Origin of the sequence: Micromonospora gifhornensis (assembly GCF_016863515.1) — a bacterium.
Taxonomy (GTDB): domain Bacteria; phylum Actinomycetota; class Actinomycetes; order Mycobacteriales; family Micromonosporaceae; genus Micromonospora; species Micromonospora gifhornensis.
Genome location: NZ_BOPA01000005.1, coordinates 18,332 through 44,487, shown reverse-complemented (window position 1 = coordinate 44,487; position 26,156 = coordinate 18,332). Strand labels below are relative to the sequence as shown.

The window sequence follows — 26,156 nt, the reverse complement described above, 5'->3', positions numbered from 1 at the left end:
CTCGGGTTGTCACGATCTCCAGGAACGGCGTTCATCGCCGTTCCCCCGCCAGGGCACCGTCCGGCTTCGCGGCGGCGGCCGGGGCCTGCGCGGACCCCGCGACGGCCGTCCGCTGCGCAGCCATCTCCGGCGCGCCCTCGGACCGGTCCTGCCGATGTGCGGCGATCGCCGGGTCGGACTGACCGGCCGCATCCGGGACACCTGTCGGAGTCGCCGGTGCCGGCATCGCGGGCGCCGGGGTGGCGGGACGGGTCTGCCGGGCCGGAAGCGGCTGGTCGGTCCGCGGCGCGGCGGTCGACCGCCGGGGCGGGTCCACGCTCGACGACGCCGCGCCCGGCAGCGTGAAGGCTTCGTCCGCGCCGATCCGGCGGCGCAGGGTGGCCAGCGCGCGGAAGGTCTGGCTCTTGACCGTGCCCGTCGAGATGTTGAGCAGGGCGGCGGTCTGCGACTCCGACAGGTCCTCGTAGAAGCGCAGCACCAGCACGGCACGCTGGCGGGCGGGCAGCGCCCGCAGGTGCCGCCAGAGCACATCCCGGTCCAGTTGCTGCTCGATCTCGTCGACGCCGGGCCGTTCGGGCAGCACCTCGGTGGGTCGCTCGCCGTGCCAACGACGCCGCCACCAACTCGTCGACGTGTTGACCATCACACGCCGGGCGTACGGCTCGATCGCCTCGATGCCGCCGAGGCGCTTCCAGGCCAGGTACGTCTTGGTCAGCGCGGTCTGTAACAGGTCCTCCGCGGTGCCCCAGTCTCCGGTCAGCAGGTACGCGGTCCGCAGCAGGGCGCTGGAACGGGCCGTGACGAAGTCACGGAACTCGTCCTCCAGCGGATCACTGCTGGCCACGCGCCACCTCCCGTACCGGGCTCTGCGGGCAGCCTGCCACGGCCGGACCAGCAGGTCGAGGGCGGAAGATGTGCTTTAGCTCCGATTTTCGGTCAGGAACCGTCAGGCACCGTCGTCAGCCTTGGCCTCGTCCTGCTCCTTGCCCAACCGCGCCTCGACCGCCTGCGGCTCGTACATCTCCTCGACCACGCGCAGGTAGAGCTCATTGGGGTTGGGCAGGTTCTTGACCTCGCGCAGCGCCTGCTCCTGACCGGCCGACTCCAGCACGAACGTGCCGTAGTTGAGCGCGCGGCCGGCCGGCGACTGCTCGTACTTCATGTCGGTGACCCGGGTCAGCGGCATCATGGCGACCTTGCGGGTGATGATGCCGTTGACCACCATGACCCGTTTGTTGGTCAGGATGAACCGGTCGTACCACCAGTCGGCGACCTTCCAGGCCACCCAGCCCATCACCGCGAACCAGAGCAGCACGGCGACCGTGGTGAGCGCCCCGACGTCCTGCCCGGCGAGGAAGCCGGAGAGGTAGCCGAGCACGAAGGTCGCGGCGACACCGACGACGATCGGCGTGGCGAGGTGGACCCAGTGCCGCTTCCACTCGCCCCGGTAGCGCTCGGTGGGGAAGAGATAGCGGGCGACCAGCGAGCTGGGCTCGTCTTCCAGTGGCAGGACCCGGCGTGGGGTCATGCCACTGGCGTCGGCGCGCAGCCCTGCCAGCTCGTCCTCGGAGATCTGAGGCGGCTGGTAGCCCGCCTCGGGGTCCCGCACCCAGGCCCGCCCCGACCGGTCGTCGTCGACGTAGTCGGGCCCCGGGCCGTAGCCGGCGTCGTCCGAGAAGAACGGGCCGTCGGAGGAGTAGGGGTCGGGGCGCGAACCGGGGCCGCGGCCCGGACCGTCATCGGGGTCGATCCGGGGAATCGGCTCGGTGTCCTGTTCCCGACGGGCCCGATCAGGGTCGTCGGGATCGAAGGGCGGGCCGGAGGGGCTTCCCATCGGCGGCTAGGCGACCAGGCTGGTGAAGAAGTCGCCGAAGCCCTGTGCGATGTCCATGATGCCGCCACCGAGCGACTTGAACACGTCCGCAGCAGAATTTGGCCGGTAGGCGACAAAGAAGATCAAGAATGCGATTCCGGCCCAGGTGAGGACCTTCTTGACCATGGCGGGCCATCCTCTCGCGCGGCGCCGGGTCCCATTACCGCAGCGGCACCCAGAGTATCAGCGTGGTGTCTTACCGTGAATATCTGCGTCCGTTCTCCGACATTCCGGGGGGCTTGTCAAGCCTTCCCGTGCAGGTAGGGAGACGGTGCGCCGTACACGAGCTCGGTTGGCGTCCACTCCACCAGGTCGTGCAACACCACGTCCTCGGCAAGCAGATGTCCCGCGCTCGCGGGCCAGGCTATCGCATACAGCCACAATCCCCGAGCCTCGCCGGCGTACGCGCTTCGATCCGTCAGGGAATTGATCAACCACAGTGGAGTGGGGTGACCGGCCACCTTGATGCCGGCCCGTCCGACATGGCCCGGATGACCGGGGCCGGGCTCGGTCAACGCCTCGGCGAGTTCCGGGCCCGCATCGGGACCCGGCACCCCGGCGTACCGGGCACCCAGCCCCACCCCGGGCTCCTCGGCCACGAACACCAGGTCGGCGGGCCCACCACCGAGCGGTTCCGGACCGGCGCAGGCGACCGCGGTGGCACGTACGCCGAGCCGGTCGTCGCCGGCCCACGCCACGCCGGTGGTGGTCCAGCCCGGCGGCAACGGCCACGGGCACCAGAGCGGCACCGCCGGTTGCCCTGTCTGCGCGGCCTGGATCCGGTCGACCACGCTCGCCACGATCTCGGCACCGATGTTCTCGGGTACGTGCAGCGGAGCGACCGGGCCGCAGTCGGGGCAGCGCGACTCCGCGTGCATCAGGTCCGGCGGCCGCACGGACCCACCGCATCTCGGACAACTCACCGCAACAGTCACGTCTCCACCGTCACCCGCCCGCCGCCCGCCGTCAAGCGGAGCGGCGCCATTGCCGGCGGCGATGTCGCCATTCGGCGCGGCGCGCCGGTCAGTCCGGTGGCGGGCCGGCGTGGGCTCGGATCCACGCGTGCATGGCGATCCCGCTCGCCACGCCGGCGTTGATGGAGCGGGTGGAGCCGTACTGGGCGATGGAGAAGAGTTGGTCGCAGGCGGCACGGGCCGCGTCCGACAGGCCCGGTCCCTCCTGACCGAACAGCAGGACGCACCGGCGCGGCAACGTGCTGCTCTCCAGCGGACGAGAGCCGGGCAGGTTGTCGATCCCGACCAGCGGCAGGTCGTGCTGCCCCGCCCAGGCGACGAAGTCGTCGATCGACTCGTGATGGCGTACGTGTTGATAGCGATCGGTCACCATGGCGCCTCGCCGGTTCCACCGCCGTCGGCCCACGATGTGCACCTCGGCCGCGAGGAAGGCGTTGGCGTTGCGCACCACCGTGCCGATGTTCATGTCGTGCTGCCAGTTCTCGATCGCCACGTGGAAGTCGTGCCGACGCAGATCAAGATCGGCGACCACCGCCTCGCGCCGCCAGTAGCGGTAGCGGTCGACCACGTTGCGCCGGTCGCCCTCGGCGAGCAGCTGCGGGTCGTAGCGGGGGTCGTCCGGCGGATCCCCCTGCCAGGGACCCACGCCGACCTCGTACTGCTCATCGGTCACGGTCAGGCAGGGTACGCCCCTTGCCGGTCGGCACCGACGGGCGCACGAGGTCAGCGAAGCGCGAGGGCGCCACCGATTCGGTCCAGGAGGCGACGGTCGACCGGAGCCAGCGTGCCGTCCGGCGGTACGGCGGACCCGGCGCGGCACACCCGGGCCGCCACCGACTGCACCCACTGCCGGTAGGCCGCCGAGTCGGCGAGGTCGGCCCGACGGTCGAGGATCCGGACGACCGCCCGGCAGGCCGCGAGCACGTCCACCAGGTCGGCGGGTCGCGGTTGCGGTTGCGGTGCGCTCGCCTCTTCGTGTCGGGTGTAGATCGCGGCCACCACGGCACGGACCAGGTCGCTGTCGAAGGCGCGTCCGGCCGCCACCGCCTCCAGGCCGGCGAGCCCGGCCGCCACGCCCGGGTACGGCCGCCCGGGACCAGGTTGGGTGGCGACCGCGATCACCCGGCCGGGTAGACCGGTGATCAGATCCCACTCGGTGGCGGAGTAGCCCGTCGCGGCGGGGAACACGTTCGGGTGGTCGGCCTGCGGCGGCCCGCCGGGGGCCGGCCGGCTCACGCCCGCACTCCGCATCGCGCCATGCCGTCAGGAGGCGTCGCCGTACTGGACCCGGGATCCGCCGGCCCTCCGCCACGCCTGCCGCCGACCCGAGGCACCTCGGCGCCGCGTCTGCCGACCCGCTCGCTGCGCTCGCTCATGGCGCGACCTCCGGCGTCAGCATATGCGCCGCGTCGCTGGTCAGGGGCCGTCAACCGGAAATCGGCGCGGGTGGCGAAACCGGCGCGGTGCGGCTGGACGGAAACCAGCGCGGCAGGCGGTAGCGGAGGAGAAAGGCATCCGGGCCCGGGTGGCCGCCAACGGGCTCGCGGCAACTGGTCCGCCGCGGCGAAGAAGGCCATCAACCGGGGCCGGACGCAATGAGCGGCGGGGCCCTCCCCGGCACCCGCCGCCCACGCTCTGATGGCTCAAGATTCTGCCGTACGCCCATCCCACTGCACAGAGACCGAGGTCACATTTATATTTTTGTTACATTACTCTGCGTTATCAAACGTCCCCTTCCAGGCGATCTCTGCAGGTCGCATAGGTGCCCGTCAACGCCCAAGTTACCGTTCCGTAGCACGATTGAAGCCGGTCCTAATTGGAAACGCTCCCATCACCCGCCGTCACGCAAATGCGACATGCATTTGCGCGCAGGCGGTGCCACCATAAACCGGAGATGATCGATGTGTGCTAAAGCTCCAGCGCTGCGGCCCTCGGCCCGGTTTCGGGGATGCCCCGACGGGAATGCGACAGGGTGGCGCGAAGTTCCACCAGACGTAGCTGTTCCGCGTGATCGGAGAGATTCAGATGGCAACCGTCGAGCTGACCACCGCTAACTTCGACCAGGTAACTGAGAGCGATGGCATCGTCCTGGTCGACTTCTGGGCCGACTGGTGTGGCCCCTGCAAGCGGTTCGCTCCGGTATACGAGCGCTCGTCCGACAAGCACTCCGACATCACCTTCGGCAAGGTCGACACCGAGGCGCAGCAGGAGATCGCGGCCAAGTTCGACATCCGCTCCATTCCCACGATCATGGCGATCCGCGACGGCGTGATCGTCTTCGCCCAGCCGGGCGCGCTGCCCGAGTCGGCGCTGGAGAACCTGATCGAGCAGGTCCGGGCGCTGGACATGGACGACGTCCGCAAGAAGCTCGCCGAGCACAACCACTGACGACGCAGGACGCATGAGTGGTGGCCGGGGCCGTGAGGTCCCGGCCACCGCCGTCTCCGGCCGCCGTCGCGGTCGCGTACCGGTCCCGGCGTGCCACTTGCGGGCCTGTCGTACGTGTGTTCGAATGACTGTCATGCGCTGGGAGAACCTCACCGCTCCCCCGGTCGAGGGAGTCCCCGGACAGGCAGCGCCAGCGACTCCACCCCTGCCGCTGGCGCTGCCTGGCGCGGTCGTCCGCACCTTCGACACTCCGGGTTTCGCCGGCATGACGTTCTACGAGGTGCGCGCCAGATCGATCCTGAACAAGGTGCCGGGCACCTCCCGCGTCCCGTTCGAGTGGACGGTGAATCCGTACCGGGGTTGCAGCCACGCATGTTTGTACTGCTTCGCCAGGAAGACCCACACATATCTGGACTTCGACGCGGGAGCGGACTTCGACCGGCAGGTGATCGTCAAGGTCAACGCGGGTGAGCTGCTGCGCCGCGAGTTGGCCGCACCGCGATGGCGTGGCGCGCACGTGGCGATGGGCACCAACGTCGACTGTTACCAGCGGGCCGAGGGGCGATACCGGCTCATGCCGTCGATCATCGAGGCGCTGCGGGACTTCGCCAACCCGTTCTCGATCCTGACCAAGGGCACTCTGATCGTGCGTGACCTGCCCCTGCTCCGGCAGGCGGCGCAGGTTGCCCGGGTCGGGGTGTCGTTCTCGGTGGGCTTCGTCGACGAGCGACTGTGGCGCTCGGTCGAGCCGGGCACCCCGAGCCCGCAGCGACGGCTCGACGCCGTACGCCAGTTCACCGACGCCGGCTTCGAGGTCGGGGTGCTGATGGCACCGATCCTGCCCGGCCTCAGCGACGACGACGAGTCCATCGACGCCACCGTCGCGGCGATCGCCGCCGCCGGGGCGGCCAGCGTGACACCGTTGCCGCTGCACCTGCGACCCGGCGCCCGCGAGTGGTACGCCCAGTGGCTCGCTCGGGAACATCCCCACCTGGTCCCCCGCTACCGGGAGCTCTACCGGTCCGGTGCCTACGCGCCGCAGCCCTACCAGCGGGAGCTGACCGCCCGGGTACGCGTCGCCGCCCGGCGACACGGCCTGCACCGGCCCGATCGGGGTGAGCACCGCCAGGTGCCGGCCTCGCCGGCCCCCGCACCCGAGCAGCTCACCCTGCTCTAGCAGGGTGTCGGCCCGGACGTCCGCACCGCATCCGCCGGACTACAGTCGATGTGTGCGCTCCCCCAGCCAGATCCTCGCCGAATCCGCCGTGATCGCCGTCGTCGGCGCCTCCCGTGACCCGGACAAGACGGCCCACAGCGTGCCGGCGGCGATGCAACGGCAGGGCTGGCGGATCATCCCGGTCAACCCGTTCGCCGACGAACTGTTCGGCGAGCCGGCGTACCGCACGCTCGCCGACATCCCGCACCCGGTCGACCTGGTGAACGTGTTCCGGCCAGCGGAGGACGCCGTCGAGGTGGTCCGGCAGGCGGTGGCGATCGGTGCCCCGGCGGTCTGGTTGCAGCAGGACATCGTCTCCGCGCAGGCCCGCCAGATCGCCGAGCAGGCCGGGATCGACTACGTCGAGAACCGCTGCATCGCCGTCGAGCGGGCGTTGGCCGGCCTGACCCGGCTGGGCTGAGCCGCCCAGGCACCGCCGACCCGTCAGGAGCAGCCGACCCGCCCGGAACAGAGGCCGGTGCGGGCAGTCCACCGAACCGCTGTGAAAGCTCTCCGGTGCAGGTAGCGTCCCGACATGGGGGCGTCATCCGACGGCTACCGGCAGCGAGCGGCGGACGGAGGAGATCAGCGTGAGTCAACCGCCAGAGCCGGATCAGCCGCCATCGCCGTACGAGCCGCCGCCGTCGCCGTACGGGCAGCCGCAGTACGGGCCACCCGGCGAGACCGGGCAGCCCCCGTACGGGCAGTACGGCGAGCCGTACCCGGGTCAACCCGCGTACGGGCAGCCGTCGTACGAGCAGCCGGGCCAGCCGCCGCACGGCCAGCAGTGGGGACAGCAGCCCCCGTACACCCCGCAGGTGCCGTACGGCCAGTACGGCCCACCGTCACCGCCGGGAGGCGGTGGGGGCGGTGGGGGCACCAACGTGCTCGCCATCCTGTCGCTGGTCTTCGCGTTCGTCTTCGCGCCCGCCGGCATCGTCCTCGGCCATCTGGCCAAGCGGCAGGTACGCACCAGCGGTGAGCAGGGCGAGCAACTCGCCAACTGGGGCCTGATCCTCAGCTACATCTTCACCGGTCTCTACCTGCTGGCCTGCTGTGGCTGGCTGGCGCTGGCGCTCTGGGCCGGCTCGGACAGTCAGTACACCTGACCCGACTCAGCGGAACTCGGCCTCGCGCACAGAGTTGCCGCCATCCACCACCAGCATCTGCCCGGTGATGTACGACGCCGCCGGCGAGCAGAGGAAGGTGATCGCGGCGGCCACCTCGTCCGGCGTACCGGGTCGTCCCACCGGTGTGCCCAGACCCTGTTTGATCTCGGCCATCGTCGACGCTGCGGTGTGGATGGTGCCCGGTGCCACCGCGTTCACCGTCACCCCGTCGGCGATCATCTCCATCGCCAGGGCCCGGGTCAGCCCCACCACCCCCGCCTTGGCTGCCGCGTACGCCGCCTCGGTGGGCAGCGCGTTGACCGGCCCGGCGGTCGCGGCCAGATTCACGATCCGGCCCCAGCCCCGCTCGGCCATCCCGCCGATGAAGGCCCGGCTGCACAGGAAGGCGGTGGTGAGATTGCGGTCGATCTCGCCCTGCCACTCCTCGTAGCTGAGCTGGGAGACCGGGCGCAGCACCTCGGGGGAGGCGCGGCTGGCCAACCCCGCGTTGTTGACCAGGACCTCCACGTCACCGAGCTGCTCGGCCACGGCGTCGGCCAACGCACCGACCTCCGACTCGTCGGTGAGGTCGGCGACGAAGCCGGTCACCCCGAGTTCACCGGCCCGGTCGTGGATGCGCCGGGTGGTGGAGACGATCGCCACCCGGGCCCCCAGGTCGGTCAGCCGCCGGGCGGTGGCGTACCCGATGCCGTCGGGACTGCCGGCACCAGTGACCAGGGCGACCTTGCCGTCCAACCGCATGGTCACCGGCTCGGGCAGCACGGCCGGCGCGTCGGTGCCCTCCATGCCGGCCGTCACGGCGGCGCGGGTCCGTCGGGCCACACCTGGTCGGCTGTTGTCCCGTCGCGGCCTGCTGCCGGACCGGTCCGCCGCTCGCGCGTCAATCCCCATGCCGAGATCCTGCCCTGCGTCACCGCCTCGGGCAACGCGGCACCCGGGGACACTGTCCGGCGAGTCCTCGCCCGGGCTGGCTACGCTGACTGCCCGATACCGCGATGGAAGTGAGCCGATGACACAGCCCGCGTCCGGCGGCTGGCCCGACCCCTCGGCCGGCCAGCCCTCCAGCCCGCCGGTCGACCCCACTCTGCCGACGAGTCCGCCGCCCGTACCGTCCCAGCCCGCCGGGTACGACCCCTACCAACCCGCCGACCCGTACGGTGGCATGAAGTCCGACCTCGGCACGCCGCCGGCTCCCGCCCCGTACCCGCCGGCCGGTTACCCGCCCCAGCCCGGCTACGGATATCCGCAGCCGGGGTACGGCTACCCACCGCCGCAGCCGACGAACTCGTTGGCCATCGTCGCCCTGGTGCTCTCCCTGATCGGCATCGGTTCGTGCATCACCGCGCCGATCGGCGCGATCATGGGGCACGTCGCCATGCGTCAGATCCGTGAGCGGGGCGAGGGCGGTGAGGGCATGGCGAAGGCCGCCATCATCGTCGGCTGGATCCTCACCGCTTTCCTCGCGCTGGCGGTCGCCGTCTACGTGATCCTGATCATCTTCGCGATCTCCAGTTCGTCCACGGTCTAGACGGCGCGGGCCCGCCGGCGGCAAGGTCGAGCGGGCCCCGACCGGCGGGCGTCACGGTAACCTCATCCGGTGATCGGCGTGAATGGATCTGTGCGGGACACCGACCGTCGGCTGGTGGTGGTCACCGGAGCCAGTGCCGGCATCGGGCTGGCCGCCGCCATCGAGCTGGCGCGCCGCGGCGACCGGTTGGTGCTGGTCGGCCGCGATCCGTCCCGGCTACGCACCGCCGCCGCCGAGGTACGCGAGGCCTCCGGCGAACGCCCTGCGGTGTTCCGCGCGGACTTCGCCGTACTCGACGACGTCCGGCAGTTGGCCGAGCAGTTGCGTGCCGCGTACGACCGGATCGACGTGCTGGCCAACAACGCCGGCGCGATCGTGCTCGCGCCGGTCACCACGGTCGACGGCTTCGAACTGTCCATCCAGGCCAACCACCTGGCTCCCTTCCTGCTCGCCAACCTGCTGGCCGACCGGGTCCGCCGGATGGTGGTGACCGCCTCCGGCGCTCATCGCAGTGGCGTACTCGACCCGGACGACCTCAACGCCCCGCTGCGCCGGTACCGCCCGCTCACCGCGTACGGCACCAGCAAGCAGGCGAACATCCTGTTCACCGCGGAGGCGGCCCGGCGGTGGCCGGCGGTCGGCTCGTACTGCTTCCATCCCGGCGTGGTGCGGACCAGATTCGGCAACGAGAGCCGGTTGGTCGCGGTGGGCATGCGCCTGCTTCCGCTGCGCAGTCCGGGCAAGGGCGCGCAGACCCTGGTGTGGCTGGCCAACCAGGACCGGTCCCGCCTGCACGACGGCGGCTACTACTTCGACTGCCGACCCCGCCGGCCGCTGCGCAAGGCGGCCGACCCGCAGCTCGCCGCCCGGCTCTGGACGACCAGCGCCGCCGCAGTCGGTCTGCCCGCCTGACCACCGCAGCATCGGGCGGGGACGACCACGTTGCCGCCGACGGGGTCGCGGGAAGGGCGGGACGTTGGAATACTCCGCCCGTGGTGACCACGGGGGACGTGAGTATCGACGTACTCGACAACGACGAGAAGCTGACCGAGCGGCTGGACGCGGAACTGACCGCGTACAACCGGCGGGCGACCGGCGCCGACGACGAGTCGGGGCTCTGCGTCCGGGTCACCGGGGCCGACGGCGAACTGGTGGCCGGGCTGACCGGGTGGACCTGGGGCGGTTGCGCCGGGATCGACATGGTGTGGGTCCGCGAGGACCGCCGGGGCGAGGGCTGGGGTACGCGGTTGCTGGCGGCAGCCGAGCAGGAGGCCCGACGACGCGGTTGCACCCAGATCTCGGTCGCCTCGTTCTCGTTCCAGGCCCCGGATTTCTACCGGCGGCACGGTTACCTCGACACCGGGCGACGGGAGGGCATCCCGGGCGGTCACGTCGACCACCAGTTCTGGAAGTCGCTTGTCACCGAGTCTGCCGCCGCCGTACGCCTGGTCGCGCTTGTGGAGTTGGCCGGCACGGCGGTCGAGGCCGGGCAACGGTACGAGGATCAGGTGCTCGCGCTGCTGCGTCGGCACGGTGGCCGGGTGGAACGGCGGCTGCGCACCGGCGACGGGCGTACCGAGGTGCACGTCATCCGGTTCGACACCCGGGCCGGGTACACGGCGTTCCTGGCCGACCCGCAGCGGCTCGCGCTACGGGCCGAGCTGGGCGACGCCGCGCCGCAGACCCGGGTGTTGGAGGTCAACGAGGTCTGAGCCGTCAGTCGCGTATCGGTGCCGCGTCCACCGGCACGGCGGTGTTCACCCGGGTCGCCCGGCGGGCGGTACGGGCGCTGCTCAGCACCACCACCGCGACCCCGACGAGCAGCAGCGCCAGGCCGGGCAGGGTCACCGGGTCGGGCAGCTGCCCCAGCCAGGCCCAGCCGAGCAGGGCCGCGCCGGGCGCCTCCAGCAGGATCAACACGCTGACCGTGGTGGCCGAGACCCGCCGCAGCGCATAGCTGAACATCGAGTGGCCGAGCAGTTGGGCGCCGGCCACCAGGGCCAGCACCGCCAGCCAGGTCCCGGTGTCGAAGCCGCCGAGCGGCACCCGGGCGACCAGGCAGATCACCAGCAGGATCAGCGCGCAGACCCCGTAACAGATGGTGGTGTAGGTGGCGGTGCTGACGGTGACCCGGGACCGCTCCCCCAGCGCCGTGTAGATCGCCGCGAACAGTCCACCGACCACCGCCAGCAGATCACCGGTGAAGGCCTGCGCGGACACCGTGAAGTCGGCGCCGGTGGCCAGCACGGCACCGACGACCGCCACACCGATCCCGGCCCACACCCCGGCCGGGAGCCGGCGGCCCTGGGCCCGGGCGATCAGCCCCTGCCAGACCGGTTGGGTGGCGACCAACGCCGTCGCCGCGGCCACCGAGGTGAGCTTCGCGCTCGGCATCCAGGTGGCGAAGTGCGCCGCCAGCGCCACCCCGGACAGCACGCAGAACATGCCCTCGCGCCGCCCGGCACCGGTGACCAACGAGCGGAACTCGGCCCGCCGCCGCAGCACCGCGAACGGGCTCAGCACGCCCACCGCGATCATGTTGCGCCAGAACGCGACAGCCAGCGCGGGCGCGGCGGCGAAGGCGATCAGCGGGGCGGACGACGACACGGCGACGACGGCGAGCGCCAGCGCGCCGGTGGTGAGCAGCTCACGCGGTGGACGATGCGGTTCGAGGGGCACGAGGGGTAATCCTCACACGTCGACGATCGACACGGTCCGTCAGCATTCGGTTACGATCACGCACGTCCTTCGGGACCCTCTTCTCGTGCCGGAGGCACCCCTCCTCATGCCCAGATTCCAGGCAGTGCTGTTCGACTTCTTCGGCACGCTGACCCGTCCGATCCGACGCGGCAGCGGCCACCGTGCCACGGCCGAGCTGCTCGGTTGCCCACCGGACGCCTACATCGACGTGCTCGACCGCACCTTCTACGAACGGGCCAGCGGACGCTTCGGCGACGCCGAGGCGACCCTGCGCTGGGTCTGCGATCAGATCGGCGTACGCCCGTCACCGGAGGCGCTGCGCGCGGCGGTGGCCTGCCGACGGCAGGCGATACGCGCCGACACCCGACTGCGGGCGGACGCCGTGCCGACCCTGCGGGCGCTCCGCGAACGGGGCATGCGCACCGGGCTGATCAGCGACTGCACCCACGAGCTGCCGGCGATCCTGCCGGAACTGGCCGTCGCACCCCTGCTCGACGTGCGGATCTTCTCCATCCAGGCGAAACGCTGCAAGCCGGACCCGTCGCTCTACCTGGCCGCGTGCACCTGGCTGGGCCTGCCACCGTCGGACTGCCTCTACGTCGGCGACGGGGGCAGCCAGGAGCTGACCGGCGCGCAGCAGGCCGGGCTGAGCGCCGTCCGGCTGGCCGCTCCCGATCTGGTCGAGCACCTGGCCTTCAACGTCGACAGCGGCTGGGTCGGCCCGGCGTTGGGCACTCTCGGTGAGGTGGTCCACCTGGTCGACGGCACACCGGTGGCGGTGCCGTCCTGACCGGGTGAGGTCAGCGGCGGCGTACCCGGTGCAGCCGGAACGGCTTCCGCGCGGCCCGGACCGCCGACGTCGGCCGGGGTGGCTCGGCGAGCGAGTCGGCCGGCAACTGCCCGCCGTGCACGACGTCCCCGGCGGGCCTCAGCCGCACCAGCGCACAGTCGTCGGCCGCCCAGCGGGCCACCAGGTCGGCCGTCGTGCCCGGCGCGTTGAGTCGTTTCGCCCCCACCAGCGGGGCCAGCGTGTCCCACTCGTCGGTTCCGGGCAGCACCCGGGACACCCGCGCCCGCCAGGTCACGATCCGGCCGCCGTGGTCACCGCGGAGCGTCACCTGCGCCTCGTCGGCGTCGGCCAGCCCCGGTGCGGCCTGCTCCCCGGGACCACTGACCACGCAGAGCGCACCCTCCAGCGGGACGCACCACAACGCGAGGGCCGGGCCGCCGGACACCGCCACCCAGGCCACCGAGGCCTTCTTCATCGCCTCGTCGACCAGCGGCGTGCTGTTGTGCTCGTCGGTCACCACGGCATCCTCTCGCACCCGGCCCGTCCCGCGCCGCCCGGTCAACCGACGAAGGGCGGAATCAGGATCTCGCCCTTGGCCACCGCCATCACCTGACCGGAGACGGTCGCGCCCAGCACCGTACCGCCGGCCGCGGTGACCGTGCAGGCCAACGACGACGGCCGTCCCATCTCGACGCCCTGCCGGACGGTGTACGACGACCGTTCGTCACCCGGCAACAGACCACTGGCGACCAACCACACCCCCAGCCCGAGCGCCGCCGAGCCGGTCGCCGGATCCTCCGGCACGCCGAGGCCGGGCACGAAGACCCGGGCGTACGCGGTTTGCGCCGCCGCGTCCCAGGAGAAGACGCTGACATGCTCGATTCCGTACCGTCGTGCCGCGAGCGGGTCGACCTGCGCCCGGGCCAACGCCTCGGGGCGTACGGGCAGGAAGGGGAACTCCAGACCGCAGCCGGCCACCCGGGGTGCCGGGCCGACGTGGTCGCCGGCCGCCAGGCCCGCCATCTCCAGCAGCGGCTCGGGATCCAGTTCCGGGCCGAGTGTGGGCATGCCACCGGTAAGCGTCGCGCCGCTGTCGGTCACCTCGATCGGCAACACACCGGCACCGCACTCCTGGGTGACCTGGCCCGGCTCGAACAGACCGCGTCGGCTCGCGGTGACCGCCGCGCCCACACTGGGGTGTCCGGCGAACGGCAGTTCCTCGACCGGCGTGAAGATCCGGGCCCGGTACGTGACGCCGACCTGCGTGGCGGGCAGCACGAAGACGGTCTCCGAAAGGTTGAACTCCCGGGCCAACGCCTGCATCTGCTCGGTGGCCAGCCCTTCGGCACCGAACACCACCGCGAGCGGGTTCCCCGCGTACGGACGAGCGGTGAACACGTCCACGATCTCGTAAGCCAAGGTCGACATGTTGATAAACCCTAGGCGCTTAGGCTGGTGCGCGTGAGCACGCCGACCCGGGTGTACATCGCCCGCCTCGCCGGAGTCGCTGTCTTCGACCCCAACGGTGACCAGGTGGGACGGGTTCGTGACGCGGTGGCACGGCTACGGGCGGGCCAGCGCCCACCCGAGGTGGTGGGACTGGTCGCCGAGATGCCGATGCGGCGGCGCATCTTCCTGTCCATCAACCGGATCACCTCCATCGACGCCGAAGCCGTCGTGCTGGGCAGCGGGACGCTCAACCTGCGCCGGTTCGAGAAACGCCCCAACGAGCTGCTGGTGCTTCAGGAGCTGCTGGACCGCCGGGTGCAGGTCCAGCCGGAGGGCCGGGCGGCGACGGTGGTCGACGTGGCGATGGAGTGCAGCCGAAGCGGCGAATGGTCGCTGGCCCGGGTGGCCGTACGGGAGCAGACCGGCCGTCTCGCCCGCCGGGGCAACCTGCACCAGGTCGAGTGGGACAACGTCCGCGGGCTCAGTGGCGTCGCCGACACCCGTGGCACCGCCAACCTGCTGGCCGTGCTGGAGGACATGCGCCCGCCCGACCTGGCCAACGCGTTGCAGGACCTGCCCGACAGCCGGCGCAACGAGGTCGCGGCAGCCCTGGACGACCAACTGCTGGCCGACGTACTCAGCGAGTTGCCGGAGCGCGACCAGGTCGAGATCCTCGCCGCGCTGGATCGCCAACGGGCGGCCGACGTTCTGGAGGAGATGGACCCGGACGACGCCGCCGACCTGCTCGGCGAGCTGTCGCCGCCGGATCAGGACGTGCTGCTCGACCTGATGGAGCCGGACGAGGCCGATTCGGTGCGGCAGCTGTTGAAGTACACGCCGGGCACCGCCGGCAGCGTGATGACCTCCGAACCGGTCATCCTGCCCCCGGACGCCACTGTCGCGGAGGCCCTCGCCCGGATCCGGGAGCCGCAGCTCTCCCCGGCGGTGGCCGCGCAGGTCTTCGTGGCCCGCGCGCCGATGACCACGCCGACCGGTCGCTACCTGGGGATGGTGCACTTCCAGCGGTTGCTGCGGGAGCCGCCCGCCGACATTCTCGGCGGGGTGGTGGTCAACGACATCGACCCGTTGCGCCCGACCACGCCCCTGCCGGAGATCACCCGCCGGATGGCCACCTACGATCTGGTGGCCATGCCGGTGATCGATCGGAACAATCGGCTGGTGGGCGCGGTCACCGTGGACGACGTGCTGGACCATCTGCTGCCTCGGGACTGGCGGGAGCGGGACGCGGTCATGAGCACCAACGGCGACCCGGCGACGGAGGGCACGGATGTCTGAACAGCGCCGGGCGGAACGACTCGACCTGCCCCGGGAGCCCCGTGGGCTGAAGCTGCCCCGGGTCGACCAGGAGACCTTCGGCCGCTGGGCCGAGGGCATCGCCCGCGGCATGGGTACGGCGAACTTCATCGTCTACATGACGCTTGTCATCACCATGTGGTTCGTCTGGAACACCCTCACCCCGGCGAGCCTGCACTTCGACCCGTACACCTTCACCTTCCTGACCCTGGTGCTGTCCATCCAGGCCTCGTACGCCGCACCGCTGATCCTGCTCGCCCAGAACCGGCAGGCCGACCGCGACCGGGTGGCGTTGGACGAGGACCGTCGCCGGGCCACCATGCAGAAGGCCGACACGGAGTACCTGGCCCGGGAGATCGCGGCACTGCGGATCGCGCTGGGTGAGGTGGCGACGCGGGACTTCGTCCGCTCGGAGCTGTCCCGGTTGGCCGAGGAGCTGGACGAGGCCGCGCAGCGTCGGCAACGGTTGGAGCGCCGGCAGCGGGAGGGTACGACCGTACGGGCCGATGGGGACGGGCTCGACGAACCGCGCGACGAGCTGGATGGTGATCAGCCAAGGGGCGGCCGGCGGGACACCGACGCCCCGCGCCGCCCGGAAACCTGATCGAATCGCTCACAACCACCGCCGCTGGCACCGGTGACGCTGGGCCACCGACGTAACATTGCCGCCATGTCAGCTCCCGTCAGCACCGTCAACGACGCTGTTCAGGCCGCACTGGCCACCGTCAACGACCCGGAGATCCGCCGGCCGATCACCGAACTCGGCATGGTCCGCTCCGCCGAGGTCGGCGAGGACGGTGTGGTCCGGGTCGAGCTGCTGCTCACCGTGGCCGGCTGCCCGCTGAAGGACAAGCTGCGCTCGGACATCACCGCCGCGGTGAGCGCGGTGAGCGGGATCACCGGCGTCGAGATCGAGTTCGGTGTGATGAGCCCGGAGCAGCGCCAGGGTCTCCAGGCCAAGCTGCGGGGCGGCAGCGCCGGCGAGGAGCCGGTCATCCCCTTCGCCCAGCCCGGCTCCCGCACCCGGGTGTACGCGGTGGCCAGCGGCAAGGGCGGCGTGGGCAAGTCCAGCGTGACGGTGAACCTGGCTGCCGCGCTGGCCGCCCGGGGCCTGTCGGTCGGCGTGGTCGACGCGGACATCTACGGACACTCCGTGCCCCGGATGCTCGGCGCGGACGGCCGTCCCACCCGGGTCGAAGACATGATCATGCCGCCGCAGTCGCACGGCGTGAAGGTCATCTCGATCGGCATGTTCACCTCCGGCAACGCCGCCGTGGTCTGGCGCGGGCCGATGCTGCACCGGGCGTTGCAGCAGTTCCTCGCCGACGTCTACTGGGGCGACCTCGACGTGCTGCTGCTCGACCTGCCCCCGGGCACCGGTGACGTGGCCATCTCCCTGGCCCAGTTGCTGCCCAACGCGGAGATCCTGGTGGTCACCACGCCCCAGGCCGCCGCCGCCGAGGTGGCCGAGCGGGCCGGTGCGATCGCGCTGCAGACCCACCAGCGGGTGGTCGGTGTGATCGAGAACATGTCCTGGCTGGAGCTGCCGGACGGCTCCCGGATGGAGGTCTTCGGCGCCGGGGGCGGTCAGACCGTGGCCGACTCGCTTACCCAGACCATCGGCGCGCAGGTGCCGTTGCTGGGGCAGGTGCCGCTGGACACCCGGGTACGCGAGGCCGGCGACGAGGGAAACCCGATCGTGCTCGCCGCGCCGGACTCCCCGGCGGCGCAGGCGTTGAACAAGGTCGCCGACCGGCTCGCGGTGCGCCGCGAGTCGCTGCTCGGCAAGCCGCTCGGCCTCAAGCCGTCCGGTCGCTGACCCGCTCCGCTCGCAGCAACCACGACCGCCGGCCACCCGAGAGGGTGACCGGCGGTTCGGCGTGGGGAGGCATCCGCGGGCGCGGGCTCAGGTGACCTCGTCGTAGCTGGCGCTGCGTGGTGCCGGCGCGGTCGCGGGCGGCGAGGCGGTCGCGGATGGCGAGGCGGTCGCGGAGGAGCCGGGGGTACGCGGGTCCGCCGCAGCAGCCACGTCCTTGATGTCCTTCTGCACCTTTGTGACATCCGACCGCAGATCGTCGTACATGCCCTGGAGGGGCTTACGGATCGCCTGCTCGTCCTCCTCGCTGAGCAGGTGCTTGCGGATGAACGCCTTCGGGTGCAGGTCCTCCAACTGGATGTCGGTGCCGAGTTCCTTGCTCAGGTCGGTGGTCGCGTTACGGGCCATGTTGCGCAGGTTCCGCACCATGCGCAGGCCGTCACCGATCACCGCCGGCAGCCGGTCACCGAAGATCAGCAGCGCCAGCAACAGCAGCGCGCCGACCTCCCACACGTTCAGGTTCTCGAACACCCCTGGGGCCTCCTCACCGGGCTACGCAGCAAGACTACGCACGTCACGGGCCGGTCAGAAGGGGGGACGAGGTCACTTCGCGTCGGCCGCGAGGGTCACCGAGGTGTTCTGCCGGGTGGAGCCTCTGCGGTATTCGACGGTCACCACCGAGCCGGGCGCGTACTTGCGGACCAGGGCGATCAGGTCGGTCGGCTCGGTCATCGGCCGGCCGTTGAGGCGCAGGATCACGTCGCCGGCCCGCAGACCCGCACCGGCCGCCGGGCCGGACGGCTCCACGGCCCCCAGGCGTACGCCGGAGCCGTTGGTGTTCGACCCGGGTCCACCCACCTGCGCGCCGATCACGGTACGGCGGGCCTTGCCGGTGCCGATGATCTCCTGAGTGATCCGCTTTGCCTGGTTGATCGGAATGGCGAAGGCGAGCCCGATGTTGCCGGCCTCCTGCCCCTCCGACACCAGCGACTTGATCGTGGAGTTGACGCCGATCACCCGCCCGGCCGCATCGACCAGCGGCCCGCCCGAGTTGCCGTGGTTGACCGCGGCGTCGGTCTGGATCGCGGCGTAGTAGCGCGTCGGGCCGCCCGGCTCGCCGGCCTGCATCGTCCGGTCCAGGGCGCTGACGATGCCCGCCGTCACCGTGTTGGCCAGGGACAGCGGCGAACCGATGGCCAGCACCGGGTCACCGACCGCGAGCGCGTCGGAGTCACCGAACTCGACCGGACGCAGCCCGGTGCGCGTGACTTTGATCACCGCGATGTCGGACTCCTCGTCCTGCCCCACCACGGTCGCCGGGGCCGTACTGCCGTCGTTGAAGACCACGGACGCCTTGCCGGTGCCACCGGCGACCACGTGATCGTTCGTGATCACGTGCCCGTCGGCGCTGACGATGAACCCGGAGCCCTCGCTGATGCCGGCCACCCCCGCCATCCGGACGGTGACGACGCTGGGCAGGACCCGCTCGGCAACCCCGGCCAGTGACTCCGGCGGGCGCTGGGCGAGCGCGGGCGCCGGACCGGGCGCAGCACCGAGCACCGGCCCGACGGCACCTCCGCGCACGGCGAAGGCGTAGCCGAGCGCACCGCCCAGGGTGCCCGCGAGCAACGCGGTGATCAGGGGAATGAGCAGCATCTGGCGTAGTTTCGGGTGCCGGGGCGCATCCGGATCGGTCACCGGCTCCGGCTCGGTTCCCGGCATCGGCGCGGCCGGAATCACCACCGCCGCCGGGGCGTACGGATCACGCCACGGGTCGGCGAGCGCGTCGGACCACCACGGCGAGGCAGCCGACTGGCCGCCGTACGGCGATGTCGTCGGTGAGCCTCCCGGCGGGTGTCCGGGCCCCGGCGTGCCTGCCGGTGCGCCGCTCGCGCCGGGCTGGCGCCAGTCCCAGCCGTCGGTCACTCGGTGCCTCCCAGTCCGTCCCCGGTATCCGCGATCCGCGATGGATGCCGCCGGACGTGCGGTCGACGGGATACCGCTTCCAGGATTGCACGGATGTGCCGCATGGGGTCAGCGGTTGTCACCGCGGGTGGGTGCCCGGCTGCGCCCGTGGCGGGCCGCCTCTAGAGTCACAGTGCCCACCCGCCCCCCGCTTCACGCTCGCTGCCCGGAGGTGTCCCATCGCCACGGTCGCTGGTTCCGGCAGTTCGGCGAACCCGGCGTTGCACTTCGCCGAGTCGTACGTGCCCGAGGACCTCGTGCTACGGACCGCGCGCAGTCTGGCCAACGAGATCGGCCTCGACGCAGTCACCCCGGGGGCCGGTGCCGCGTTGCGCCTGCTCGCCGCGGCCGGTAACGCCCGCGCGGTGGTCGAGATCGGCACCGGCACCGGAGTCAGCGGAGTCTGGCTCCTGCGTGGCATGCGCGCCGACGGTGTGCTCACCACCATCGACGTGGAGGTGGAGCACCAGCGCATCGCCCGACGCATCTTCACCGAGGCGGGCTTCGTCGCCGGCCGGACCCGGATCATCACCGGGCGGGCGCTGGACGTCCTGCCCCGGCTCGCGGACGGCGCGTACGACCTGGTCTTCGTCGACGCCGAGGCGACCGGCTTCACCGCCTGCGTGGACGCCGCGCTGCGGCTGCTGCGGCCCGGCGGTGTGCTGGTGCTCAACGGCGCGCTGGCCGGCGGCCGGATCGGTGACCCGGCCGCCCGCGACGCGGAGACGGTGACGGTGCGCGAGGCGGTCAAGGCCATCCGGGAGTCGGAGCACTGGATCCCGGCGCTGCTGCCGGTCGGGCACGGCCTGCTGGCCGCGGTCCGCTGCTGATCCGCCACGGCGGTCTCAGCGGAACGTGGCCAGCCACCGCAGCAGGCCGCGTACGCCCCACCCGGTCGCACCCCGGGTCAGCTCCGCGTCGTCCCGCTCGCACCAGGAGGGTGCCGACATGTCGATGTGCAGCCACTTCTCGCGCAGCTCGCCGGTGAACTCGCGCAGGTAGAGCGCGGCCAGCACGGAACCCGCACCCTGCGTCGGTGCGCTGTGCAGGTCGGCCAGTTCGCTGCCGAGGTGTTCGACGTAGTCGGTCGGCAACGGCATCCGCCAGGCGGCCTCGCCGGCCGCCGCGACCGCGGCCAGCACGGCGTCGGCGAGCTGGTCGTTGTCGCTGTAGAGGGCGCCGGTACGGGTACCGAGCGCGATGGCGTTCGCCCCGGTCAGGGTGGCCAGGTCGATCAGCAGGTCGGGCTTGAGTTCCGCGACGGCGTACGCCAGGGCGTCGGCGAGCACCAGCCGCCCCTCCGCGTCGGAGTTCGTCGTCTCGCTGGTCAGCCCGCCGTAGTGCCGGATGATGTCGCCGGGCCGGAACGCCGCGCCGCTGACCATGTTCTCGGCCAGCGGGGCCAGCGTGGTGATGCGCACCGGCAGCCGCAGCGCCGCCGCACCGAGGGTCGCCGCCACGACGGCAGCCGCACCGGCCATGTCCTTGCGCATCAGCTTCATGGCCGGCACCGGCTTGATCGAGATGCCGCCGGTGTCGAAGGTGATGCCCTTACCGACGAGCACCACGTGGGTGGTCGCCTCGGCCGGTTGCCAGTCCAGCTCGACCAGCCGGGGACCGCTCGCCGAGCCACCGCCGACGGCGAGGATTCCACCGAAGCCCTCGGCGGCCAACTCCTCGGGCTCGCGCACCCGCAGCCGCAGTCCGGGCAGGTCGGTGGCGGCGGCAGCAACCTGGTCGGCGAACCACTGCGGGTTCTTCACCGAGGAGGGCGTGTTGGTGAGGTCGCGGGCCAGCCGGGTCATCGTGGCGGTGGTACGGGCCACCTCCAGCGCCTGCTGGTAGGCCTCCGGCTCGGCGACCGCCAGGTCCACGCCGGTCAGCGCGGGCGCCTCGGCGTCGGCACCCAGCCGGTAGCGGTAGGAGGCCAGCAGCAGCCCTTCGGCCAGACCACGGACCGCCTCGGCCGACACACCTGCCGGCAGCGCCACTGTGATATGGGTCTCATCTTTGCCGGCTCGGGCCAGTGCCGCCCCTGCAGAGCGCCAACCCGGCTCGTCGCCGTCCCCGATGCCGACCAGCAACAGTCGGGCCGGAGCAGAGCCCGGGCGCAGCTGCCGATGCGCCTCGCCGGCCCGGCCGGTCAGCCCGATCATCGAAGCCAACGCGGCAGCTTCGTCGGCGACCTCTGCGGGCAGTGCCACAGCGGTGGGCACCGGTGCGGCAGATGCGTCGTCGGCGGCACCCGGTCGCATGGGTAGTGCTACGGCGTCGAGCTGGTCCGGCTCGGCGATCAGACGAATGGCGAGCACGCGGAGCCGTACCTCCTGAAGAAGATCGCGGGTCGAATTGCCCACGAAATGGTATGAAGGCCCTGAGCCACCGGTCGAGCCGGTGCCTCAGGGCCTGGGTACGGCTGCTGGAGCCGTACCCGAAACGAACCGTCCGCGGCGGCGAACATCGCCGACCAGACCGACCTTCGTATCAGCCGGCTGCCGCCTTCAGCGCGTCACCGAGCGCGGTCGCCTCGTCGGGAGTCATCTCGACGACGAGCCGGCCACCACCCTCCAGCGGGACCCGCATGACGATGCCCCGGCCCTCCTTGGTGACTTCCAGCGGACCGTCGCCCGTCCGCGGCTTCATCGCCGCCATGTTGTCTCCCCTCAGACCTACACCAGGGTCGGTGGGTTGCCCCACAGCCACTTCGCCATGACCTCCCGCAACTTGCACGGGGGCGTCGACAAACGATTTTCCCTGATGAACACCGCCGGACCCAAACCGGAGCAGCATTGATGTAACAGCATCTAGCTTATCCCGAGATGGCCTGTCACAATGTGCGGTCATGCAGGCACGGTCGGCACTATTCGACCTGTACGGCGACCACCTCCGGCCCCGGGGTGGCCGGGCACCGGTTGCTGCCCTGGTCAAACTCCTGGCTCCGCTCGGGATCGCGCCGCCGGCCGTTCGTACCGCGGTGTCCCGCATGGTGCGACAAGGCTGGTTGGAACCGGTCAAACTGATGTCCGGCCCCGGATATTCGATCACACCCAAGGCGGCCCGCCGACTCGACGACGCCGCCTCCCGGATCTACCGCACCGGCCGGGTCACCTGGGACGGGCGGTTCGATCTGCTGGTGCTCGACGCCCCGTCCGCCCGACGGGACCGGCAACGCCTCGCCGCCAACCTCCGCTACCTCGGCTACGGCACGCTCGACGAGCAGGTCTGGGTGGCCACCCGGCCCGGCGAGGACGTCGACCTGATGCTTGACGAGGCGGGCGTACGCTTCGAGCGGTTCAGCGCCGCGCACGCCGCCAGCACCCCCGGCGCGATGGGCCTGGTCCGCCGGGCCTGGGACCTGGCCGAGATCGGCCGGGCCTACGAACAGTTCGTCGCCGAGCAGCGCGCCCTGCTGAGCGGGATCACCGCGCGCAGCGGCGACGAGGAGGCGTACGCGGCCCGATTCCGGTTGGTGCACGCGTGGCGTACGTTCCTCTTCCGAGACCCGCAGCTGCCCCCGGCGCTGCTGCCCGAGCGCTGGCCCGGCACCGCCGCGGCCAGCTTCTTCGACCGGCACGCGGCCCGGCTCCGGCCGGCGGCGGACCGGTACGTCGAGCAGTGCCTCGACGGTGGTAACCGGATGATCCGACAGAAGGAACGCCAGACGTGACCGAACTGCTCGTCGACCGCACCGATGCCGTCGTCACCCTCACCCTGAACCGCCCGTCGGCGATGAACTCGCTGAACGTGGCGCTCAAGGAGGCCCTGCGGGACACCCTCGCCGAACTGGAGGCCGACCGCAGTTGCCGGGCGGTGGTGCTGGCCGGTGCCGGCGGCTCGTTCTGTGCGGGACAGGATCTGCGCGAGCACGTGGCCACCCTCGAATCGGGTGCCGGGAAGACCCTGGACACGGTCCAGGCGCACTACAACCCGATCGCCTCCCGGCTGTCCAGCCTGCCCAAGCCGGTGGTGGCCGCAGTTCGTGGCATGGCCGCCGGTGCCGGCGCCTCGCTGGCGTTCCTGGCCGACATCCGCGTCGGTGGGCCGTCGACCAGGTTCCTGATGGCGTTCGCCAAGGTCGGTCTCGCCGCCGACACCGGCGCGTCGTGGACGCTGCCCCGGTTGGTAGGCCACGCCAAGGCCATCGAGTTGCTGATGCTCGCCGAGCCGGTCGGCGCCGACGAGGCGTGCCAGCTCGGCCTGCTCAACCGGGTGATGGACGACGACGAGGGCGTGCTGCCGGCCGCTCAGGAACTCGCCGCCCGGCTCGCCGCCGGCCCGACCGTGGCGTACGGCGCGATCAAGCGTCAGCTCTCCGTCGCCGACGCCGGCACGCTTGCCGACGCGCTGGCCGCCGAGGCGCAGGCACAGGCGATCTGCGGCGGTACCAACGACCACCGGGCGGCCACCATGGCGTTCGTCAACAAGCAGCGGCCGGTCTTCGAGGGCCGCTGAGCGCGTCAGTCGTCCTCTTCCGGATCCTGGTTCGCCTCCGCGCCGAGCACGAACGCCTGCATCGACAACTCGTCGCCGGAGGGTGAGACGAAGGCGGGAAGCTCCTGCGGGCCAAGCTCCTGCACGTACGCCCAGAACAGGCGGACCGCCTCCGCCGGCGAGTCGGCCTCGATCGGCAGATCCAGGCTGACCAGCCAGGACTGTCGCTGCGGCGGAGGCCCGAGCCGCTCGACCAGGTCGCGGAAGGCCCCCGCGTCGAGGGCGGTCACCGGGCCGCCGAGGGCGAGCGTGTCGGCCGGCACCGGCTCGTCGAAGGCCCGCCGGGTGTACGTCACCACAAGCGCCTGCGGCCCCCGGTCGGACTGCGGGTCGTCCGGATCCTCCGGAAGCCAGGTGGTCGGCGCGGCCACCCGGCCCACCGCCACCAGCCGCAACGGCTCGTCGGCCAGCACCGCGACCTGGTCACCGGCGCGCGGCAGGGCGGCGACGTCCGTCAGGCCGGTCAACTCCAGCGTGTCGTGGTGCACGAGGCGCTCGGCGTCGTACCGGCCGGCGGGCAGGAGCACCGCCCAGGTGCCCGTGCCGTCGGCCGGGCTCGCCCCGTCCACCCGGGGTGCGGTGTCGGTCGTCATGCCTCTATCCCATCACGGCCGCACCGGGCGACACGACGTGACAGCCCGCGACGTGATCGTCGACCATCCCGGTGGCCTGCATCAGCGCGTACGCCGTGGTTGGGCCGACGAACCGGAAGCCGCGCCGCTTGAGCGCCTTGGCCATCGCCGTGGAGGCGTCGGTCAGGGCCGGCACCTCGGCGAGGCTGGCCGGCCGGGGACGACGCGGCGGCGCGAAGGACCAGAGCAGCTCGGACAGGCCCTCGGGCAGTTCCAGGGCAGCGCGCGCGTTCGCGATCGCTGCTTCGATCTTGGCGCGGTTGCGGACGATGCCGGCGTCGGCGAGCAGCCTTGCCACGTCGGCCTCGCCGTAGCCGGCGACCGCGCTGATCCGGAAGTCGTCGAAGGCCCGCCGGAACGCCTGCCGCTTACGCAGGATCGTCAGCCAGGACAACCCGGACTGGAACGCCTCCAACGTCATCCGCTCGTACAGGGCGTCGTCACCGCGAACCGGGCGGCCCCACTCCTCGTCGTGGTAGACCACGTAGTCAGCAGTGCCCGCGCCCCAGGCACAGCGCGGTAGCCCGTCGGCCCCGATCACCAGCTCAGTCACGGCAACCAGGCTAGGACCACCCACCGACAAGCCGGCGGCGCGCCGTGGTGCTGGGGTGCCGGGGTGCCGGGCCGCGCAACGGTGGGACGCTCTCAGGGCAGGCGACCCTGCTCGACCTGACGGGCGAAGCGTCGTAGCGCCTGGGTCAGACCGAACTTCGAGCCGGGCCAGAGCACCGGCCAGGCCACCCGGCCGGCCGCGCCACCCGGCAGGTGGAACCACTCGTGCCAGACCACCTGGCTGCGCCCGCTCGTCAACGGGGTGCAGCGCAGCACTCCCGGCCCGCGCAGCAGCGTGCCGCAGTGCACCACACCGATCTCGTACGGCGCGTCCACCCGGACGACCCGCATCCGGTCCCGCAGCACGGTCGGGCCGAGCGTGGTGACCGCCTCGACCAGGCTGCCCTCGCCGCCGTCCCCCTCGACCACGCGCACCGTGGTGAACGGGATCCACTCCGACTGTCGCTCCCAGGCGAGCAGCGCCGCGAAGACCTGCTCCGCCGGGGCGTTGACGATCACGGTGGCGGTGACCTCACCGGCACCCCGTCGGGCCGCCTCGCGAAGCTCGTCCGCCGCGTCGGGGTCGGTCACGGCGATTCCGCGCGCACCGCCGAGGCGCGCGGCTCCTCCTCCGCGACCCCGTCGCCCTGCTCCGCCCTGGTCGCCGGGTCCGCCTCGGCCGCCGGGTCCGCCTCGGCCGCCGGGTCCGTCTTGGCCGCTGCGTCCGCCTTGGCCGCCGGGTCCGCCTTAGTCGCCGGGTCCGCCTTGGTCGCCGGGTCCGCCTTGGTCGCCGGGTCCGTCGGCTTCGCCGTCGTGGCATCCGGCTCGGAGTCGTGCTTGTCGAGGTCGATGTCGACCGCGCCGTCGCTCGTCGCCTCCGGCGCCGGGCCGCTTGCCAGGCTCGCCGACTGCTCACGGGCACTGCGCAGGGCGTCGGCCTCGGCCGTCCGTCCCTCCCGCAGCGCGGTCACCTCGGCCTCCAGTACGCCGATCAGCTCGGTCTTGTACCCGATGTCGTACGCCGCCCGGCGCATCGCCTGGTCGACCTGGGCCATCCGATACCCGCGCAACGCGGTGTCGAAGCGCACCTCGCCGACGTCCGACTCGCGCAGTGGCCGGTCGCCGGGCAACGGCACCGCACGGCCGTCCGCCTCGGCCGGCACCAGGCCGGGATCCTGGCCGTTGACCAGGACCGTCACGCCGAACACCACCGCCGCGACGGTGACCGCCACGACCACCAGGAGCAGAAGCTGACCCATGTACTGATCGTGGCATGTCCGGCGGTGCAGAGCGACCCCTCCCGGCGTGCCGTACCGGACGGGCCCTGCGACCTGCGAC

At 71.8% G+C, this 26,156-nt stretch carries 32 protein-coding genes; 14 read left to right on the top strand and 18 right to left on the bottom strand.

Annotated elements, in window-relative coordinates; all coding sequences use genetic code 11:
* Positions 1-31: 31 nt before the first annotated feature.
* From Vgi01_RS02680 to Vgi01_RS02655, 6 genes are all read right to left on the bottom strand, one after another.
* A complete protein-coding gene (locus Vgi01_RS02680) occupies positions 32-844 on the bottom strand; it encodes a SigE family RNA polymerase sigma factor (protein WP_204290035.1) in 813 nt (270 codons plus the stop codon).
* 102 nt (positions 845-946) lie between these two features.
* Positions 947-1,834 (bottom strand): PH domain-containing protein, encoded by an 888-nt coding sequence (locus Vgi01_RS02675; RefSeq protein ID WP_013731430.1) that lies wholly within the window; start codon positions 1,832-1,834, stop codon positions 947-949.
* 6 nt (positions 1,835-1,840) lie between these two features.
* Entirely contained in the window at positions 1,841-1,999 is a 159-nt protein-coding gene (locus Vgi01_RS02670; RefSeq protein WP_007455302.1) for a hypothetical protein, read from the bottom strand.
* 116 nt (positions 2,000-2,115) lie between these two features.
* Positions 2,116-2,796, bottom strand: a complete 681-nt coding sequence (locus Vgi01_RS02665) for a DUF6758 family protein (protein ID WP_343898575.1) — start codon at positions 2,794-2,796, stop codon at positions 2,116-2,118.
* Positions 2,797-2,896: 100 nt separating this feature from the next.
* Positions 2,897-3,520 (bottom strand): TrmH family RNA methyltransferase, encoded by a 624-nt coding sequence (locus Vgi01_RS02660; RefSeq protein ID WP_204290034.1) that lies wholly within the window; start codon positions 3,518-3,520, stop codon positions 2,897-2,899.
* Between the two features lie 50 nt (positions 3,521-3,570).
* Positions 3,571-4,083: a hypothetical protein gene (locus tag Vgi01_RS02655; protein ID WP_102658631.1), complete on the bottom strand. Its 513-nt coding sequence runs from the start codon at positions 4,081-4,083 to the stop codon at positions 3,571-3,573.
* A gap of 789 nt (positions 4,084-4,872) precedes the next feature.
* Between Vgi01_RS02655 and trxA the strand changes: the two genes are divergently transcribed.
* The 4 genes from trxA (at position 4,873) to Vgi01_RS02635 (ending at position 7,560) form a co-directional block, all read left to right on the top strand.
* Complete coding sequence (gene trxA / locus Vgi01_RS02650; RefSeq protein WP_102658630.1) at positions 4,873-5,235, top strand: thioredoxin; 363 nt, start codon at positions 4,873-4,875, stop codon at positions 5,233-5,235.
* A gap of 133 nt (positions 5,236-5,368) precedes the next feature.
* Positions 5,369-6,412: an Rv2578c family radical SAM protein gene (locus Vgi01_RS02645; protein ID WP_204290081.1), complete on the top strand. Its 1,044-nt coding sequence runs from the start codon at positions 5,369-5,371 to the stop codon at positions 6,410-6,412.
* A gap of 52 nt (positions 6,413-6,464) precedes the next feature.
* The gene (locus Vgi01_RS02640; protein ID WP_102658628.1) at positions 6,465-6,872 is read left to right on the top strand and encodes a CoA-binding protein; all 408 of its coding nucleotides are present in this window, start codon (positions 6,465-6,467) and stop codon (positions 6,870-6,872) included.
* Positions 6,873-7,041: 169 nt separating this feature from the next.
* Positions 7,042-7,560: a DUF4190 domain-containing protein gene (locus tag Vgi01_RS02635; RefSeq protein ID WP_204290033.1), complete on the top strand. Its 519-nt coding sequence runs from the start codon at positions 7,042-7,044 to the stop codon at positions 7,558-7,560.
* 6 nt (positions 7,561-7,566) lie between these two features.
* On the opposite strand, the gene Vgi01_RS02630 is transcribed toward Vgi01_RS02635, so the two are convergent.
* The gene (locus Vgi01_RS02630; protein ID WP_102658626.1) at positions 7,567-8,472 is read right to left on the bottom strand and encodes an SDR family NAD(P)-dependent oxidoreductase; all 906 of its coding nucleotides are present in this window, start codon (positions 8,470-8,472) and stop codon (positions 7,567-7,569) included.
* 118 nt (positions 8,473-8,590) lie between these two features.
* Here Vgi01_RS02630 and Vgi01_RS02625 point away from each other — a divergent pair, with 118 nt between their 5' ends.
* The 3 genes from Vgi01_RS02625 to Vgi01_RS02615 all read left to right on the top strand — a co-directional run bounded on the left by Vgi01_RS02625 (position 8,591) and on the right by Vgi01_RS02615 (position 10,821).
* Positions 8,591-9,109 (top strand): DUF4190 domain-containing protein, encoded by a 519-nt coding sequence (locus Vgi01_RS02625; RefSeq protein WP_102658625.1) that lies wholly within the window; start codon positions 8,591-8,593, stop codon positions 9,107-9,109.
* 69 nt (positions 9,110-9,178) lie between these two features.
* Positions 9,179-10,021: an SDR family NAD(P)-dependent oxidoreductase gene (locus tag Vgi01_RS02620; protein ID WP_373306836.1), complete on the top strand. Its 843-nt coding sequence runs from the start codon at positions 9,179-9,181 to the stop codon at positions 10,019-10,021.
* 98 nt (positions 10,022-10,119) lie between these two features.
* Positions 10,120-10,821 (top strand): GNAT family N-acetyltransferase, encoded by a 702-nt coding sequence (locus Vgi01_RS02615; RefSeq protein ID WP_233196854.1) that lies wholly within the window; start codon positions 10,120-10,122, stop codon positions 10,819-10,821.
* A 4-nt stretch (positions 10,822-10,825) separates the two neighbouring features.
* On the opposite strand, the gene Vgi01_RS02610 is transcribed toward Vgi01_RS02615, so the two are convergent.
* Positions 10,826-11,788 carry a DMT family transporter gene (locus Vgi01_RS02610; protein ID WP_204290032.1) on the bottom strand — a complete coding sequence of 321 codons (963 nt, stop codon included), beginning with the start codon at positions 11,786-11,788 and terminating at the stop codon, positions 10,826-10,828.
* Positions 11,789-11,894: 106 nt separating this feature from the next.
* Here Vgi01_RS02610 and Vgi01_RS02605 point away from each other — a divergent pair, with 106 nt between their 5' ends.
* Positions 11,895-12,599, top strand: a complete 705-nt coding sequence (locus Vgi01_RS02605) for an HAD family hydrolase (RefSeq protein WP_204290080.1) — start codon at positions 11,895-11,897, stop codon at positions 12,597-12,599.
* A gap of 10 nt (positions 12,600-12,609) precedes the next feature.
* On the opposite strand, the gene Vgi01_RS02600 is transcribed toward Vgi01_RS02605, so the two are convergent.
* Both Vgi01_RS02600 and Vgi01_RS02595 read right to left on the bottom strand, forming a co-directional pair.
* Complete coding sequence (locus Vgi01_RS02600) at positions 12,610-13,074, bottom strand: hypothetical protein (protein ID WP_204290079.1); 465 nt, start codon at positions 13,072-13,074, stop codon at positions 12,610-12,612.
* 83 nt (positions 13,075-13,157) lie between these two features.
* Complete coding sequence (locus Vgi01_RS02595) at positions 13,158-14,027, bottom strand: PhzF family phenazine biosynthesis protein (protein WP_102658621.1); 870 nt, start codon at positions 14,025-14,027, stop codon at positions 13,158-13,160.
* A gap of 33 nt (positions 14,028-14,060) precedes the next feature.
* On the opposite strand from Vgi01_RS02595, the gene Vgi01_RS02590 reads away from it, so the two are divergent.
* The 3 genes from Vgi01_RS02590 to Vgi01_RS02580 all read left to right on the top strand — a co-directional run bounded on the left by Vgi01_RS02590 (position 14,061) and on the right by Vgi01_RS02580 (position 17,181).
* The gene (locus Vgi01_RS02590; RefSeq protein ID WP_204290031.1) at positions 14,061-15,344 is read left to right on the top strand and encodes a magnesium transporter MgtE N-terminal domain-containing protein; all 1,284 of its coding nucleotides are present in this window, start codon (positions 14,061-14,063) and stop codon (positions 15,342-15,344) included.
* Positions 15,337-15,966, top strand: a complete 630-nt coding sequence (locus Vgi01_RS02585) for a DUF1003 domain-containing protein (RefSeq protein ID WP_102658620.1) — start codon at positions 15,337-15,339, stop codon at positions 15,964-15,966. Before Vgi01_RS02590 ends, Vgi01_RS02585 begins: the two co-directional genes overlap by 8 nt.
* Positions 15,967-16,032: 66 nt before the next feature.
* A complete protein-coding gene (locus Vgi01_RS02580; protein ID WP_102658619.1) occupies positions 16,033-17,181 on the top strand; it encodes an Mrp/NBP35 family ATP-binding protein in 1,149 nt (382 codons plus the stop codon).
* A gap of 87 nt (positions 17,182-17,268) precedes the next feature.
* Here the strand turns inward: Vgi01_RS02580 and Vgi01_RS02575 are convergent, their stop codons facing one another.
* Positions 17,269-17,709: a twin-arginine translocase TatA/TatE family subunit gene (locus tag Vgi01_RS02575; RefSeq protein WP_102658618.1), complete on the bottom strand. Its 441-nt coding sequence runs from the start codon at positions 17,707-17,709 to the stop codon at positions 17,269-17,271.
* Positions 17,710-17,781: 72 nt separating this feature from the next.
* Complete coding sequence (locus Vgi01_RS02570) at positions 17,782-19,104, bottom strand: S1C family serine protease (RefSeq protein WP_102658617.1); 1,323 nt, start codon at positions 19,102-19,104, stop codon at positions 17,782-17,784.
* A 281-nt stretch (positions 19,105-19,385) separates the two neighbouring features.
* Here Vgi01_RS02570 and Vgi01_RS02565 point away from each other — a divergent pair, with 281 nt between their 5' ends.
* Positions 19,386-19,973 carry an O-methyltransferase gene (locus Vgi01_RS02565; RefSeq protein WP_102658668.1) on the top strand — a complete coding sequence of 196 codons (588 nt, stop codon included), beginning with the start codon at positions 19,386-19,388 and terminating at the stop codon, positions 19,971-19,973.
* Positions 19,974-19,988: 15 nt separating this feature from the next.
* Here the strand turns inward: Vgi01_RS02565 and Vgi01_RS02560 are convergent, their stop codons facing one another.
* Positions 19,989-21,455 (bottom strand): leucyl aminopeptidase family protein, encoded by a 1,467-nt coding sequence (locus Vgi01_RS02560; RefSeq protein WP_204290078.1) that lies wholly within the window; start codon positions 21,453-21,455, stop codon positions 19,989-19,991.
* A 172-nt stretch (positions 21,456-21,627) separates the two neighbouring features.
* On the bottom strand, positions 21,628-21,795 hold the full coding sequence (locus tag Vgi01_RS02555) for a DUF3117 domain-containing protein (protein WP_013283866.1): 168 nt from the start codon (positions 21,793-21,795) through the stop codon (positions 21,628-21,630).
* 190 nt (positions 21,796-21,985) lie between these two features.
* Between Vgi01_RS02555 and Vgi01_RS02550 the strand changes: the two genes are divergently transcribed.
* Together Vgi01_RS02550 and Vgi01_RS02545 are read left to right on the top strand one after the other, a co-directional pair.
* Entirely contained in the window at positions 21,986-22,810 is an 825-nt protein-coding gene (locus tag Vgi01_RS02550; RefSeq protein ID WP_102658615.1) for a PaaX family transcriptional regulator, read from the top strand.
* Positions 22,807-23,595, top strand: coding sequence for an enoyl-CoA hydratase-related protein (locus tag Vgi01_RS02545; protein WP_102658614.1), 789 nt, complete (start codon positions 22,807-22,809; stop codon positions 23,593-23,595). Before Vgi01_RS02550 ends, Vgi01_RS02545 begins: the two co-directional genes overlap by 4 nt.
* Before the next feature lie 5 nt (positions 23,596-23,600).
* Here Vgi01_RS02545 and Vgi01_RS02540 read toward each other — a convergent pair whose 3' ends face one another.
* The 4 genes from Vgi01_RS02540 to Vgi01_RS02525 all read right to left on the bottom strand — a co-directional run bounded on the left by Vgi01_RS02540 (position 23,601) and on the right by Vgi01_RS02525 (position 26,077).
* On the bottom strand, positions 23,601-24,227 hold the full coding sequence (locus Vgi01_RS02540) for a hypothetical protein (protein ID WP_204290030.1): 627 nt from the start codon (positions 24,225-24,227) through the stop codon (positions 23,601-23,603).
* Between the two features lie 4 nt (positions 24,228-24,231).
* Positions 24,232-24,819, bottom strand: a complete 588-nt coding sequence (locus tag Vgi01_RS02535; RefSeq protein WP_102658612.1) for a DNA-3-methyladenine glycosylase I — start codon at positions 24,817-24,819, stop codon at positions 24,232-24,234.
* A gap of 92 nt (positions 24,820-24,911) precedes the next feature.
* Positions 24,912-25,409: an SRPBCC family protein gene (locus tag Vgi01_RS02530; protein WP_204290029.1), complete on the bottom strand. Its 498-nt coding sequence runs from the start codon at positions 25,407-25,409 to the stop codon at positions 24,912-24,914.
* Entirely contained in the window at positions 25,406-26,077 is a 672-nt protein-coding gene (locus Vgi01_RS02525) for a DivIVA domain-containing protein (protein WP_102658610.1), read from the bottom strand. Before Vgi01_RS02525 ends, Vgi01_RS02530 begins: the two co-directional genes overlap by 4 nt.
* Positions 26,078-26,156 lie beyond the last annotated feature (79 nt).